The following is a 14907-nucleotide window of genomic DNA, read 5'->3' as shown; positions in this document are numbered from 1 at the left end:
AGCTGTGCCACACTTAGAGCCAGTTCCGGGCGACTTTTATTGTTATTCTGGCCCTGAACTGTGCGCATCCTCATAAGGCCGTATGGGCCCGTGGCGGTTGTGTCGCGCTGTCGCTGGCCCAACGGGCTGAAACAGAAACAACGTATGCCTGCCAGACCAGGTTATTCATCCGGTTCCCTGTGTGGAGCCGGTCCTAATCCGTTTAACAAGAGGTGCATCATGGACCGATATCCACGAAATGATTCCATCGTTCAATCCGCATCTCGCGGTTTACAAGCCTATATGGCGCAGGTCTATGGCTGGATGACCTGCGGTCTGTTACTGACGGCGTTTGTCTCCTGGTACGCTGCGCGCACGCCAGCGATCATGGAGCTGGTGTTTGCTAACCGCATCACCTTCTTCGGACTGATTATCGTGCAGCTGGGGCTGGTCTTCTTCCTGTCAGGCATGGTGCATCGCCTGAGCGGGGCCGTGGCAACCGGGCTGTTTATGCTCTATTCGGCGCTGACCGGCCTGACCATGGCGAGTATCTTCCTGGTTTACACCAACTCTTCGATCGCCAGCACCTTCTTTATCACGGCGGGGATGTTTGGCGCGATGAGCTTCTACGGCTATACCACCAAACGCGATCTCAGCCGTTTTGGCAGCCTGCTGTTTATGGCGCTGATTGGCATCGTGCTGGCGTCGCTGGTGAACTTCTGGCTGAAAAGCCCGGCGCTGATGTGGGCGATTACCTACATCGGGGTGGTGGTATTTGTGGGGTTAACGGCCTATGACACGCAGAAGCTGAAAAATATCGGTGAGCAGATCGATGCCCGCGATACGGAAAACCTGCGTCGCTACTCGATTATGGGCGCACTGACGCTGTATCTCGACTTCATCAACCTGTTCCTGATGCTGCTGCGGATTTTCGGCAACCGCCGTTAAGCCTGAGGGAGTAGCGGGGGAGGCGCACTGTCTGCGCCTCCCCTTTTTTATTACGATTTTTGCAACTTCTGCTCGTTCTTCTGGCGCAGATGCTTCGCCCGACTCTCCAGCCCCAGATAGAGCACCAGCGCTAACAGCAGCGGCAGGATAAAGTAGAGCACGCGATAAGCCAGCAGCGCCGCAATGATAGTGCCATGCGAGGCGTGCTGACCGCTGAGTAACGCCAGGAAGACCGCTTCCAGTACGCCAATGCCCGCCGGAATATGAATGATTACCCCGGCAATACTGCTGATCAGCAGCACGCCCAGCACCATCGGATAACCGACGTCTCGTCCCAGCAGCAGCCAGATAATCGCCCCCATCACCATCCAGTTGGCACAGGAAACCGCAAACTGCAGCAGCGCCATGCGCAGCGAGGGCAGCTGCAGCGTCTGGCCTTTGATCGTCCAGCGACGCTGTTTTGAGAAGGCACAGGCCCAGAGGTAGACCGCCACCAGCACCAGCAGAGCGCCACCAATCAGCCGCAGGGTGGTTTCACCAATAAACCAGCCGCTGGGAATCGACACCATGCCCGCACTGAATACCACGCCCGCCAGCAGAATATAGCCCAGCCAGTTAGTGGCGATGCTCAGAGAGAAGATGCGGGTAATGGTGCCGCTATCCAGCCCTAACCGTGAATAGAGCCGGTAGCGCATCGCGACGCCACCCACCCAGGTGCTCAGCGTCAGGTTGAAGGCGTAACAGATAAACGATACCAGCATCACCTGCCGCTTCGCCAGCTTATGGCCGCAGTAGGCGCGTCCAATCAGGTCATAGCAGCCATACACCAGGTAACTCAGCACCACCAGTCCGGCGGCGGTCAGTACCACAAAGCGGTTGTAGTTAACGATGACGTCATAAACATCTTCCCAGTTCACTTTGCGGGCATAGACCACCAGCAGAACCACCACCGCGATGAAAAAGAGCACGGTGAGGATTTTTTTCGCCAGTTGCCAGCGTGGATGTTTTTTTGCCATCAGGATTTTGCTCCCGGGTTATCAGTTTCAACGCGATCCTGCGTCTCCATTTCAGGCTGTACCGGCTCACCCACCTGGGCCAGCAGCGGCGTATGCGCCGGCAGCCAGCCAGCGATGGCCGGGAAATGGCGCAGGAAGTGGAATACCACCACGCTTTTACTCAGTTGCCACCAGTTGCGCGGCGGTAAGCGATCTTCCTGCACGCGCTGGCAATCGTTGGCCAGCAGCGCTTCCAGGTTATCACGCAGCGTCTGGTTAAACGGTCTGTCGTGGATGATCAGATTGGCTTCAAGGTTAAGTGACAGGCTGAGCGGATCGAGATTGCTGGAGCCGACGGTGGCCCAGTAGTCGTCTTTTACCGCGATCTTGCCGTGCAGCGGGCGACGGATATATTCGTAAACTTCAACGCCGCCATCGACCAGATAGTTGTAGAGCAGCTCCGCGCCCACTTTCACAATCGGCATATCTGGCTCGCCCTGCACAATCAGTCGCACCCGGACGCCACGCTGCGCGGCGTTGCGCATCTCACGCAGCAGCCGGTAACCCGGGAAGAAGTAGGCATTGGCGATAATCACATCCCGCTTCGCCTCACGCAGCATCTCCAGGTAGTGGACTTCGATGTCGTCACGATGCTCGTCGTTATCGCGATAAACATAGAGCACCTGAGCATCGCCGGGCGTGGCGTTGACCGCCGGACGATGAGAGCGCGACCCCCACCAGCGGCGGGTATTCTGTTCGCTGCCAATCGCCTGTTGCAGATAGCGGGCGATGTCGCCCACCACCGGGCCTTTGACCTGTACCGCATAATCCTGTTTCGCTTCCGGGCCATAATCGGTGTTGTGCTCGGCCGAGAAGTTAATGCCGCCGACAAAGGCTACCACGTCATCCACCACCACGGTTTTGCGGTGCAGGCGGCGGAAAACGTTGGTGCGCATCCCCATCACCAGCGGACGCGGATCGTAATAGATGAAACGCACGCCAGCGCTGGTCAGGCTGTTAACAAATTTGTCGGAGAGTTCGGCAGAGCCATAACCATCGACCATCACTTCGACCCGCACGCCGCGCTGGGCTGCCGCCAGCAGTTCGCGGTGCAGGGCGTTGCCCACGTCATCCTCAAACAGAATAAAGGTTTCGATTAATACCGTACGTTCCGCCCGCTGGATCGCGCCAAAGACCCGCGGGAAAAACGCTTCGCCATTTTCCAGCAACAGCAGCCGGTTGCCTTCCTGCCAGCTAAAATTCATAGGTGAATCTCCACCGCCAGCGGCGCATGGTCGGAAAGATGGGACCAGGGCTTGCGCGGCAGCGCCCACGGATGACTGACGGTGGCGTTGCGGACATAGATGCGGTCAAGCCGCAGGATCGGGAAGCGCGCCGGGAAGGTGCGCGCCGGGCGTCCGGTTTTCATGCTGAATACCTCTTTCAGGCCTGCGCCATGTTTCAGAATGGAGTTAGCGCGTCGCTGCCAGTCGTTGAAATCGCCCGCCACCACCACCGGCGCGTCGGGCGGCAGTGAGTTAACCATTTCACATATTTTCTTCATCTGCGCGTGACGATGGGCCACTTTCAGACCCAGATGAACGCAGATGACATGCAGCGTGCCGTGCGGCTCGGGCAGGGCGATCTGGCAGTGCAGCATGCCGCGGTTTTCACTGCCCGCCACCGAGATATCCCGGTTCTCATAGTCGGCGATCGGGAAGCGAGACAGCACCGCATTGCCGTGATGCCCCTCCGGATAGACCGCATTACGCCCATAGGCGAAATCGTTCCATATGGTGTCGGCCAGAAACTCATAATGAGGAGAATCGGGCCACTCCTCATGGTTAAGGGAGTGGATGGCATGCGTGCCCATCACCTCCTGCAGAAAGACCACATCCGCCTCCGTTGCGCGAACGGCGTCGCGTAATTCGGGCAGGATGAAGCGGCGATTGAAAGGGGCGAAACCCTTATGTGTATTGATCGTCAGGACTTTTATTGAAAATCCTTGCTTGTTTTGTGGCATACTCGCGACGCACTCCTTTTCATCATCAATAGAATCAAAGTGTAGTCTTTGTCACAAATGGGTGGTGAAAGAGGGCGAAAATTAGGGCGTTATCCGAAAATTGTTTTACATTGAGGAAATCGTTTCCGGCTTGTGCCGGTAGCACTTGGGCGACCTGTTGGGTCTGCCAGGAGAACTGAATGAAATGGTCTAATCGTATTCAAATTATCACGGGTCAAACGTTGTTGCATATTGCTATGCATCTGCTGGTGATCGCTGCACTGATCTGGGGCTGGAAGCACAAAGCGCTGGTTGATGTCTGCAGTACGCTGGTGGCGATGTACGCACTGGTTTTTGTTGCCATGCTGGTGACACAGCGCATTGCCCGTTTACGTACTCTCGGCGATTATCTTGAAGAAGCGACCACCACTTACTACTTTGGCGCCGCCATGATGACACTGTTCCTGGTGTCGCGGATTTACCACAACAACCTGCTGCTGGCGTGTCTCGGCGTAGTGATGTTGCTGGGTCCGGCGCTGGTCTCGCTGCTGGCGAAAGAGCCACCGCGACGAATCGAAAACAAACGTAGTTAAGTTGAAGGCCACCGGAAGGTGGCCTTCCTGTTTTCAGGCGGTTAAGTTGTGTCAGGAAATGTGAGCTATCTCGCACACTTCTCTTAAAGCTGTTACACTCGCCCGCTTACGCATCGTAGTTTGCGCCCTTTTCACGCGTCAGCCCTGGCTGGCGTCACTATCCCTCTGAAAACTACACCGTGAATCACGGTCAGAGCGGACCGGAGTAAATCACTTAATGTCTTTTGACTCTCTCGGCCTGAGTGCCGATATTTTGCGCGCGGTCGCCGAACAAGGCTACAGCGAACCCACACCTATCCAGCGCCAGGCGATTCCTGTTGTGCTGGCAGGCCGCGATCTGCTGGCGAGCGCCCAGACCGGCACCGGCAAAACAGCCGGCTTTACCTTACCGATGTTACAAAAACTCTCTGCCACTGCCACGCCCATCCGCGGTCGTCGCCCGGTGCGCGCCCTGATCCTGACCCCAACCCGTGAGCTCGCGGCGCAGGTCGGCGAAAACGTCAGCGACTACAGCAAATATCTCTCGCTGCGTTCCATGGTGGTGTTTGGTGGCGTCAGCATCAATCCACAGATGGTAAAACTGCGTGGCGGCGTCGATATCCTGGTGGCAACGCCTGGACGCCTGCTGGATCTGGCACAACAGAATGCGGTTGACCTGTCACAGGTCGAAATTCTGGTGCTGGATGAAGCGGACCGTATGCTGGATATGGGCTTTATCCACGACATCCGTCGCGTACTGGCGCGTCTGCCGGCTAAACGTCAGAACCTGCTGTTCTCTGCCACCTTCTCTGATGAGATCAAAGGCCTGGCTGAAAAACTGCTGACCAACCCGGAAATGATTGAAGTGGCTCGCCGCAACACCGCCTCCGAGCAGGTCGCGCAGCAGGTGGCTTTCGTTGATAAGAAGCGTAAGCGTGAATTGTTGTCGCAGCTGATTGGCGAAGGCAACTGGCAGCAGGTGCTGGTCTTCACCCGGACCAAACACGGCGCGAACCACCTTGCCGAGCAGCTGGGCAAAGATGGCATCTCCGCCGCCGCGATCCACGGCAACAAGAGCCAGGGTGCACGTACCCGCGCGCTGGCCGACTTTAAGTCAGGCGGAATTCGCGTCCTGGTTGCCACCGATATCGCGGCCCGTGGCCTGGATATCGAAGAGCTGCCACACGTCGTGAACTATGAGCTGCCTAACGTCGCCGAAGATTACGTTCACCGTATTGGCCGTACCGGCCGTGCGGCGGCGACCGGTGTCGCACTGTCACTGGTCTGCGTCGATGAGCATAAACTGCTGCGTGATATCGAACGTCTGCTGAAGCGTGAAATCCCGCGTCTGGCCGTTGAAGGTTATGAACCCGATCCGAGCATCAAAGCGGAGCCGATCATCAACGGTCGTCAGCAGCAGTCTCGCGGCGGTGCAGGTGGCGGTGGCGGCGGCCGTGGTCGCAGCCAGGGCGGACAGGGTGCAGGCACATCGCGCTCATCTTCATCCGGCGAAAAGCGTCCTCAGGCGCGTCGTCAGAGCCAGGCCGCTCCTCAGGGCGATAGGCCCGCAGCCCGTCCGCGTCGTCCGGCAGCAGCGAAGCGTACCGGAAACGTCTGAGTATGAGGGTTTTACTGGCACCGATGGAGGGCGTGCTGGATTCACTGGTGCGCCAGCTGTTATCGGAAGTGAACGACTACGATCTCTGCATCACTGAGTTTTTGCGCGTGGTCGATCAACTGCTGCCGGTAAAATCTTTCTACCGTCTCTGCCCCGAACTGCATAACGCCAGCCGCACGCCTTCCGGCACGCGGGTGCGTATGCAGCTGCTGGGGCAGCATCCCGAATGGTTAGCCGAGAACGCCGCACGTGCGGTGGAACTGGGCTCATGGGGTGTGGATCTCAACTGTGGTTGTCCTTCTAAACTGGTCAACGGCAGCGGAGGCGGCGCAACTCTTCTTAAAGATCCCGATCTGATCTATCGCGGCGCGAAAGCGATGCGTGAAGCGGTGCCTGCAGATTTGCCGGTAACGGTGAAAGTGCGGCTCGGCTTGGACTCCAGCGCCCGCAGTCTGGAGATTGCCGATGCGGTGCAACAGGCCGGTGCCAGCGAGCTGGCGGTGCATGGGCGGACCAAAGAAGAGGGCTATCGCGCAGAGGCGATCAACTGGCAGGCGATTGGAGACATTCGTCAGCGGCTGCGCATTCCGGTGATTGCCAATGGCGAGATCCGGGACTGGCAAAGCGCGCAAGACTGTATGGCGGTAACCGGCTGCGATGCGGTGATGATTGGCCGTGGCGCACTGAACATCCCCAACCTGAGCCGGGTAGTGAAATATAACGAGCCGCCGATGGCCTGGCCTGATGTGGTGCGGTTATTACAGAAATACAGCCGGCTGGAAAAGCAGGGCGATACCGGCCTCTACCACGTGGCGCGTATCAAACAGTGGCTCGGTTATCTGCGCAAAGCCTATGGCGAAGCCGATGGCTTATTCAGCGAAATCCGTGCGTTAAAATCGTCGGGCGACATTGCACAGGCGATTGATCGTCACGCACATGTTCATGGTTTGTGATAAAAAATCAGGCGACCCTTTAGTGACCTGACGGTATAGTGGGAAAAATTTCCTGGACCCCTTGCCTGCTATGTCTGACTCCGCTGTGTTGAGCAACAGCCAGCTCAACAAACGAATCCTCTCCGTTATTATCTTCACCTTCTTCTGCTATCTCTCTGTCGGACTGCCGCTGGCCGTGCTGCCAGGCTTCGTCAAAAATCATCTTGGCTTCAGCTCCTTTATCGCCGGACTGATTATCAGCATTCAATACTTTGCGACGCTGCTCAGCCGTCCGCAGTCGGGCCGTCTGGCCGATCGCCTTGGGCCAAAGCGGGTGGTGATGCTGGGACTGCTCTGCTGCGGTATGAGCGGGGTGCTGACTATCGTGGCCGCACTGCTGAGCGGCTGGCCGTGGCTGAGTCTGGCGCTGCTGGCCATCGGACGGCTGTTTCTCGGCGTAGGTGAAAGCTTCAGCAGCACCGGCTCTACCCTGTGGGGTATGAATATCGTCGGGCCGATGCAGACCGCGCGCGTGATCTCCTGGAACGGTGTTGCGACCTATCTGGCAATGGCCGTCGGTGCACCGCTGGGTGTGCTGCTGAACAGTGAATTTGGTATGAGTGGATTTGCCGGGCTGATTGCGCTGATGGGCGTGGCGGGCTATCTGATGGCCAGCCGCAAAGCGGCGGTGACGGTCAGTGTGGGCGAGCGCATTCCGTTTCACCGCGTCTTCTCCCGCGTCTGGCTTTATGGCCTGGCGCTGGGCTTCGGCACCATCGGTTTTGGCGTTATCGCCACCTTTATCACCCTCTATTTTGCCAGCCGCGACTGGCAGGGCGCGGCCTATGCGCTGACGCTGTTCAGCCTGGGGTTTGTGCTGGTGCGTCTGGGATTTGGTCGCTTTATTACCCGTTTCGGCGGGCTGCGCGTGTCGCTCTTCTCTTTCCTGCTGGAGTGCCTGGGACTGCTGATTATCTGGCAGGCGGACAGCGCCTGGCTGGTAGGGGCGGGCGCATTCCTCACCGGCAGCGGATTTTCGCTGGTCTTTCCGGCGCTGGGCGTTGAGGCGGTTAAACGGGTTGAGCGTCAGGATCAGGGCTCTGCACTGGGCACCTATTCCGCTTTTCTCGATCTGGGCCTGGGCTTAACCGGCCCGGTGGCGGGATTGCTTATCGGACACTGGGGGATGCAGTCAGTCTATCTGGCGGCGGCGTTGATGGTGCTGGGAGCGCTGCTGATTACCCTGCGGCTTTACTGGCAGCAGCGGCTTATCGCCTGAATGACGATAAGCCGCAGACCGTTAAAAATGGCTGAACGCCCAGTAGAGCAGGGCAGAGAGCAGAATAGAAACCGGCAGCGTTAAAATCCAGGCGACGGCCAGGTTACGCAGCGTCGAGAGCTGCAAGCCGGAACGGTTCGCCGCCATGGTGCCCGCCACGCCGGATGAGAGCACGTGGGTGGTAGAAACCGGTAAACCGAAACCGTCTGCCGCGCCGATGGTCATCATCGCCACCAGTTCGGCGCTGGCGCCCTGGGCATAGCTCAGATGGGTTTTACCGATCCGTTCTCCCACTGTGACTACAATCCGGCGCCAGCCGACCATGGTGCCCAGTCCCAGCGCAATCGCCACCACCACTTTCACCCACATCGGAATAAAGCGGGTGGCGCTGTCGAGTTCCGTTTTCACTGCCTTAAGGTTGCGTTCCGTCTCCTGCGGCAGTCTGACCTCAGCGCTCTGCAGATGCTTGATCGATTCTGACGCCAGATACATCTGGTTGCGGGTATTGGTCACCGCCTGAGCTGGAATGTTTTCCATTGAACCGTAACGACGAATCTCATCGCCGACTTCGCGCAGCGTCATCGCCAGCGCGGGCAGCACGTCGGGATTCATGCTGTTGCTGCCAACAAAGCCGGTCAGTACCTCACGGGCCGGTGGAGGATTGGCTGAGGCGGGTTGCAGTTGCAGCAGCTGATGGGCGGTCACTTCGTTCAGCGCCGCGACGCGCGGGATCTGATCGGGTGGCAGCGATCGATTCAGGGCGTAGGCGATCGGCATGGTGCCCACCAGGATCAGCATAATCAGCCCCATCCCTTTCTGACCATCGTTAGAGCCGTGCGCAAACGACACGCCGGTACAGGTCAGGATCAGCAGGCCGCGGATCCAGACCGGTGGCGGCTGATTGCTTTCTGGCGCCTGATAAAGCTGGCGATTGCGGATAAACAGTTTCATCACCCACAGCAGCAGCCCGGCGCAGACAAAGCCGACCACCGGCGACAGCAGCAGTGCATAGCCGACCTTCAATGCCTGATCCCAGTCAACCCCGCTCAGACCGCTGCGTCCGTGCAGCATTGCATTGGCAACGCCGACGCCGATGATCGAGCCGATCAGCGTATGGGACGACGACGACGGCAGCCCTAAATACCAGGTGCCCAGGTTCCAGATAATCGCTGAGAAGAGCAGCGCATAGACCATGGCAAACCCGCTGCCGCTGCTGGCCTGCAGGATCAACTCCACCGGCAGCAGTGAGATAATGCCAAACGCCACCACGCCGCTGGAGAGCAGCACACCCAGAAAGTTACAGAAACCGGACCAGACCACCGCGACGCCGGGCGTCAGCGAATGGGTGTAGATCACGGTCGCCACGGCATTGGCGGTATCGTGAAAGCCATTCACGAACTCAAAGCCGAGCGCAATCAGCAGTGCCAGCCCCAGCAGAAAGAACGGCAGATAGCTGGTGACCGGCATATTGGTCTCTTCAACATCGCTGACCAGATTGAGGCCAGCGAACGCCAGTCCGGCAACCAGCAGAATAAAGAACAGCGGTTTACTGAAACGGCTATTTTTGCCGTTGAAATCGGGGCGACCTCGGGCTGATGAGGAGGAGAGACTGTTTTCGCTCATGGTGTACCTCTGGTGGCTGATGCCGGATGCTGATTTGCACCGGGTCAACGCAGTGTGATACGCGCTTTATATGACAGATTAATGATCGTCGGACGGGGCATTCTGAGCGGAGTGCGGGGAAAAACGCGGAAACGCAGGCAATAAAAAAGCCAGCGACAGGCGCTGGCTTCTGAAAGCAGGGCGGCAATTACGAGCTGGTATTGGCCGCGGCTGCAGGGGCTGCTGGTGTTACCGGAGCGGCCGGTGCGGCTGGCTCAGTGGCCGGCTGCTGTGGCTGCGCGGCATCACTGTTTGCGCCCTGAGAGGTGACTGGCGTCATTGGCTCTTCCTGTGGCACAGCCTGCGGATTTTCCGGCATCGGAACTGGCGCAGTCTGGATGTTGTTCTCCACGCCGTTCACTTTTACTGGCATACCGGTACGGCCCTGAATCGCGCCATTAACCTGATCCTGATTGACGCTGGCATCAACCAGAACTTTGCTCACCGCCTGATTCAGCGTAATCGGCACCAGCTCACGCGAGTTGAACTGCTCTTCGGTGGTCGACAGCGGGTTATGCACTTCTACATACCGTGAACCGTCTGGCTCCACGGTCGCTTTTACCGGCTGATCAACAAACTGTACGCGCGTACCGACCGGCACGTTCTGATACAGCCATTTGATATCGTCAGCGCGCAGACGCACACAACCATGGCTCACGCGCAGGCCGATACCGAAGTTGGCGTTGGTGCCGTGAATCGCATACAGACGACCGATATAGAGCGCATACAGGCCCATCGGGTTATCCGGGCCTGGCGGGAAGACCGCTGGCAGGGTTTCACCGCGCGCCGCGTAATCTGCATGCATGCCTTTGGTTGGCGTCCATGTCGGGCCATCTTTTTTACGTTCTACCGCTGTGGTCCAGTTAATCGGGGTATCTTTACCCAGTTCACCGATACCAATAGGCAACACCACCACGGTTTTGCTGCCTTTCGGATAGTAGTAAAGACGCATCTCCGCGCTGTTAATCACAATGCCTTCACGCGGTGCGTCCGGCAGGATCAGCTGCTGTGGGATGATCATTTTGCTGCCAGCTTTAGGCAGATAAACGTCAACGCCCGGATTGGCTTCCAGCATATTGCTGAGGCCCATCTGGTACTGCGCCGCAAAAGCTTCCAGCGGCAGTTTGCTGTCTTCAGGGACAGTAATTTCGATATTTTCGCCGATCAGACGACTGTTGGCCGGCGGTAACGGGTAAACCACAGCAAAGGCTGACTGGCTGAAGGCCGCCAGAGCCAGTGCGATTGAAGCGAAAGCGCGAATGATTTTCATATTTTACAATTCTTTATCGCCATATTTCAGGCTGTTCAGTGTGTCGAATTCATGCTGGCCAATGTGACCTGCTGCGCATTATATGTTCATTAATCTGACGTTGTGAATCGGGATTTTAACCTGCCTGCAATACTTTACGTAAATTCACCGCGGATGTTAGCGCATTTCCGGAAAGCAGGGCGCTAAAAATGGGGCTTTCCGGGCTTATCGCTGACTAAGGTTGCCACTGTGTTTGTTCGCCGCTGAGTTTGCGGTTCAGGAAAAAGGCGGCACTGATCAACGCCAGATGGGTCAGCGCCTGCGGCGTGTTGCCCAGCGCATGGCCGTGGCTGTCAAACTCCTCCGCGTAGAGGCCCAGTGGATTGGCGTAGCTCAGCAACTTTTCAAATTCAAAATGCGCTTCCTGAATCCGGCCCGCGCGCGCCAGACACTCGACATACCAGAAGGAGCAGGCTCCGAAGGACCCTTCTGAGCCTTTCAGGCCATCGGCGGGCGTCTCATGCGTATTGTAACGGCGCACCATACCGTCGCTGACCAGATTGGTTTTGATCGCATCCAGCGTGGCAATCCAGTCCGGGTCGGTGGCTCCCACAAAACGCACCAGCGGCATCAGCAGCATTGAGGCGTCGAGATGTTCGCCATGACGGGTTGAAGAGAAGTGACCCCGCTCACTGTTCCAGAAGTTAGCCCAGATATCTTCGCGGATCTCCCGGCGCGCCCGATCCCAGCGTTCATAAGGCATCGGCAGCGATCGCTTCATGCCCAGACGCAGCGCGCGATCCATCGCCACCCAGCACATCAGACGTGAATGCAGGAAATGTTCCGGTTCACCGCGCATCTCCCAGATACCGGCATCGGGCTGATCCCAGTTCTCACACAGCCAGTCGATCATTTTGACGACATGTTCCCAGCCGCGCTGAGAGATCGCCTCACCATATTTATTGGCCAGATAGACCGCATCCATCAGCTCGCCATAGATATCGAGCTGTGTCTGCTGCCAGGCGTCATTGCCGATGCGCACCGGACGGGAGTCGGCATAGCCGGAGAGATTCAGCAGCTCCATCTCGTGCAGTTCGGTGCCGCTGTCCAGCCGGTACATGACCTGCAGGCGCATCTCATCGTGATGGCTGTTTTCAACGCAGCGACCAACCCAGTGGGTAAAGTGTTTGGCTTCATCGATATAGCCCAGCCGCATCAGGGCATACATGCTGAACGAGGCGTCACGGATCCAGGAGGCGCGATAGTCCCAGTTGCGTTCACCGCCCAGCTCTTCGGGCAGGCCAAAGGTCGCAGCCGCCGCAATAGAGCCGTGCTGATGTGAGGTCAGCAGTTTGAGGACCAGCGCCGAACGCTGCACCATTTCGCGCCAGCGTCCCTGATAGTTACTGTGGGCGCTCCAGCGTCGCCAGTAGTTCAGCGTCTCTTCAAAGCAGTGTTCGGTGGTCAGCGCTTCGATATGCGCATCATCCACGCTGCCAAATTCAAACTGCGCATGTTCACCGGGTTGTAACGTGAAGAGGGCGGTCGCGCTCTCATCCTCCAGCGTCATCGCCACGCTGGCGGCGAGGCGCAGCGACGGCTGGCCCTCGGCATGAAAATCGATACAGCCGTTGTGCGCCTCTGCACGGGTCTGCGCCCGGGCGTAGTCGTGACGCGGTGAACAGCGCAGGCTAAAGGTCGCGCTGCCGCGAACCATTTTGACCCGCCGGATCAGACGCGGCAGCTTGTCCTTGTCATCACAAATCGGCATGTAGTCGGTGATCTCCGCCACGCCTTCATCATCCAGCCAGCGGGTCTGCAGGATGTTGGTATCGGGCAGGTAGAGCTGCTGACGTCGCGCATTGGGCCAGTCAGGGGCCAGGGAGAAAAGCCCGGCATCATCGCTGTCGAGCAGGGCGGCAAAGACCGACGGGCTGTCGAGTTCCGGCCAGCAGAGATAATCAATGGTGCCATCATTCGCGACCAGTGCGCAGGTGCGCAAATCTCCGATCACGCCATGGTCTTCAATCTTACGTTTTACCTTACTCATCCTCATCTCCCTGTCAGTGTCCATCCTAACTATAGCTGAGCCATCTGATGCGGCTTCGTTTGGGCACAGATGGTTAACGTACGGTTGAATGAGGCAGGGAAGGGGTGAGGGCGGGTGAGACATGGAAAATCGCCAGCAGGGTCGCCTGTCGCTGCTCAGCGTAGGCGACCTGTACCACCGCTCAGCTCACTCTCATAGCGGGTGGCGTCTGCTGGCGAATCCGTGGTTCATTTATTCCTGATCGGCACGACGATTGTGCCAGCGGCGGATCACCCAGCGCAGCGCAAAGGCGAATACTACTGCGCCGACCAGCCACAGCAGATGCTTCAGATGCTGGTCGAGTTTATGCAGCCACGGCGCGATGATGCCGCCCGCGAAATAACCCAGCGTGACAAAGATCAGCGCCCAGATGGCTGCCCCGATGACGTTAAGAATAAAAAACTTCATCGGATTGAGGCGGCTGGCCCCGATGATGATTGGGCCAATCAGTCGAAAGCCATACATAAAGCGCACGCCAATCACAAACAGGCTGGGACGGCGTTTAATCAGGCGGTTCGCCTTGACCACTTTGTCCTGATGCTTTTTAAAGCGGCGCAGGATCTGTGTGCCCCAGCGGCGACCGACCCAGTAGAGCAGTTGATCGCCGACAATACCGCCACCCATTGCGGCCAGCACCACTCCCACGTAATGCAGCAGCCCCTCATGCGCGGCGACGCCGCCCAGCAACGTAAATGTTTCCCCCTCGGCGATACAGCCAATAAAAAGTGCCAGATAACCGTACTGCGTAATTAATGCGTTGATATCCAGATGCAAAATGACCCTCCCTGTTCAGTGACTGTTTCTTCCAGTCTATACGCGATTTGGCTTCGCTTCCGCCCGTGCCTCATGGGTCCGTTTATTTATGCTGTTTTTTTGTCCGATCACCACGAAAGTTTCGCTGCCGTTTATACTTGAGAGGACGCTGCCCCCAAAGACGGATGCATCATCGGGCGGCCCACTGCATCAGAGGAGTGAATCTATGAATCATGTCTGGGGTCTGCTGGCGCATCCGAATCAGGAAATGCGTCATATCAAGCAAGAGAATGAGAGCGTATCGCACCATTACACCCACCATGTTCTGCTGATGGCGGCGATTCCGGTGATCTGCGCCTTTATCGGTACAACTCAGCTGGGCTGGAATCTGGGCGAGGGGCAATATGTGCAACTCAACCTGTTGACCGGGATTGGGCTTGGCATTCTGTTCTATCTGATTATTCTGGGTGGCGTCGCGGTAATGGGACGCGTAATTCACTGGATGGCACGTGATTATCCGCAGCGCCCCGGCGTACAGCGCTGTACGGTGTTTGCGGGCTATGTGGCCACACCGCTGTTTCTCAGCGGGCTGGTGGCACTCTATCCGCTGGTCTGGCTCTGCGTGCTGGCGGGCGCCCTGGCGCTGCTCTACACCGGCTATCTGCTCTATATCGGTATTCCACTGTTTCTTAATATCGACCGCGAAGAGAGTCTGCGTTTTTCCGGTTCAACGCTGGCCATCGGCGTGCTGGTATTTGAAGTATTACTGGCATTAACCGTGGTGCTGTGGGGATATGGACCGCATCTGTTCTGACCGACCGCTGCCGCC

General features: G+C 57.8%; 13 protein-coding genes. 6 read left to right on the top strand and 7 right to left on the bottom strand.

The features are described from left to right. Positions 1-219 precede the first annotated feature (219 nt). Positions 220-927, top strand: a complete 708-nt coding sequence (locus ACXKZD_RS13575) for a Bax inhibitor-1/YccA family protein (RefSeq protein WP_010260256.1) — start codon at positions 220-222, stop codon at positions 925-927. A 50-nt stretch (positions 928-977) separates the two neighbouring features. On the opposite strand, the gene ACXKZD_RS13570 is transcribed toward ACXKZD_RS13575, so the two are convergent. Genes ACXKZD_RS13570 through ACXKZD_RS13560 form a run of 3 tightly spaced genes read right to left on the bottom strand, consistent with a single transcriptional unit; the run spans position 978 to position 3945 of the window. Beyond that, positions 978-1943 carry a lysylphosphatidylglycerol synthase domain-containing protein gene (locus ACXKZD_RS13570; protein WP_031594393.1) on the bottom strand — a complete coding sequence of 322 codons (966 nt, stop codon included), beginning with the start codon at positions 1941-1943 and terminating at the stop codon, positions 978-980. Next, a complete protein-coding gene (gene clsB / locus ACXKZD_RS13565) occupies positions 1943-3187 on the bottom strand; it encodes a cardiolipin synthase ClsB (protein WP_010260263.1) in 1245 nt (414 codons plus the stop codon). Before clsB ends, ACXKZD_RS13570 begins: the two co-directional genes overlap by 1 nt. Next, the gene (locus ACXKZD_RS13560; protein WP_022626009.1) at positions 3184-3945 is read right to left on the bottom strand and encodes an endonuclease/exonuclease/phosphatase family protein; all 762 of its coding nucleotides are present in this window, start codon (positions 3943-3945) and stop codon (positions 3184-3186) included. Before ACXKZD_RS13560 ends, clsB begins: the two co-directional genes overlap by 4 nt. Positions 3946-4124: 179 nt before the next feature. Between ACXKZD_RS13560 and ACXKZD_RS13555 the strand changes: the two genes are divergently transcribed. The 4 genes from ACXKZD_RS13555 (at position 4125) to ACXKZD_RS13540 (ending at position 8325) form a co-directional block, all read left to right on the top strand. Further along, the gene (locus ACXKZD_RS13555) at positions 4125-4517 is read left to right on the top strand and encodes a YbhQ family protein (protein ID WP_031594396.1); all 393 of its coding nucleotides are present in this window, start codon (positions 4125-4127) and stop codon (positions 4515-4517) included. Between the two features lie 217 nt (positions 4518-4734). Next, complete coding sequence (gene rhlE / locus ACXKZD_RS13550) at positions 4735-6114, top strand: ATP-dependent RNA helicase RhlE (protein ID WP_163792476.1); 1380 nt, start codon at positions 4735-4737, stop codon at positions 6112-6114. Between the two features lie 2 nt (positions 6115-6116). Beyond that, a complete protein-coding gene (gene dusC / locus ACXKZD_RS13545) occupies positions 6117-7067 on the top strand; it encodes a tRNA dihydrouridine(16) synthase DusC (protein ID WP_488981680.1) in 951 nt (316 codons plus the stop codon). Between the two features lie 70 nt (positions 7068-7137). Further along, positions 7138-8325 (top strand): MFS transporter, encoded by a 1188-nt coding sequence (locus tag ACXKZD_RS13540; RefSeq protein ID WP_033766739.1) that lies wholly within the window; start codon positions 7138-7140, stop codon positions 8323-8325. A gap of 21 nt (positions 8326-8346) precedes the next feature. Here the strand turns inward: ACXKZD_RS13540 and ACXKZD_RS13535 are convergent, their stop codons facing one another. The 4 genes from ACXKZD_RS13535 to ACXKZD_RS13520 all read right to left on the bottom strand — a co-directional run bounded on the left by ACXKZD_RS13535 (position 8347) and on the right by ACXKZD_RS13520 (position 14099). Continuing rightward, positions 8347-9948: an inorganic phosphate transporter gene (locus ACXKZD_RS13535; RefSeq protein WP_060679790.1), complete on the bottom strand. Its 1602-nt coding sequence runs from the start codon at positions 9946-9948 to the stop codon at positions 8347-8349. A gap of 187 nt (positions 9949-10135) precedes the next feature. Next, positions 10136-11257 carry a L,D-transpeptidase family protein gene (locus tag ACXKZD_RS13530; RefSeq protein WP_010260287.1) on the bottom strand — a complete coding sequence of 374 codons (1122 nt, stop codon included), beginning with the start codon at positions 11255-11257 and terminating at the stop codon, positions 10136-10138. A 214-nt stretch (positions 11258-11471) separates the two neighbouring features. Continuing rightward, positions 11472-13286 (bottom strand): glycoside hydrolase family 15 protein, encoded by a 1815-nt coding sequence (locus ACXKZD_RS13525; RefSeq protein ID WP_010669684.1) that lies wholly within the window; start codon positions 13284-13286, stop codon positions 11472-11474. Between the two features lie 231 nt (positions 13287-13517). Further along, the gene (locus tag ACXKZD_RS13520; protein ID WP_010260294.1) at positions 13518-14099 is read right to left on the bottom strand and encodes a DedA family protein; all 582 of its coding nucleotides are present in this window, start codon (positions 14097-14099) and stop codon (positions 13518-13520) included. A gap of 205 nt (positions 14100-14304) precedes the next feature. Between ACXKZD_RS13520 and ACXKZD_RS13515 the strand changes: the two genes are divergently transcribed. After that, complete coding sequence (locus tag ACXKZD_RS13515; protein ID WP_010260296.1) at positions 14305-14892, top strand: Yip1 family protein; 588 nt, start codon at positions 14305-14307, stop codon at positions 14890-14892. The last annotated feature ends 15 nt before the right edge of the window (positions 14893-14907 follow it).

It is taken from the genome of Pantoea sp. ABR1s (assembly GCF_057812235.1).
The sequence above is the reverse complement of the archived record's forward strand: the minus strand, read 5'-3'. Positions and strand labels throughout refer to the sequence as shown.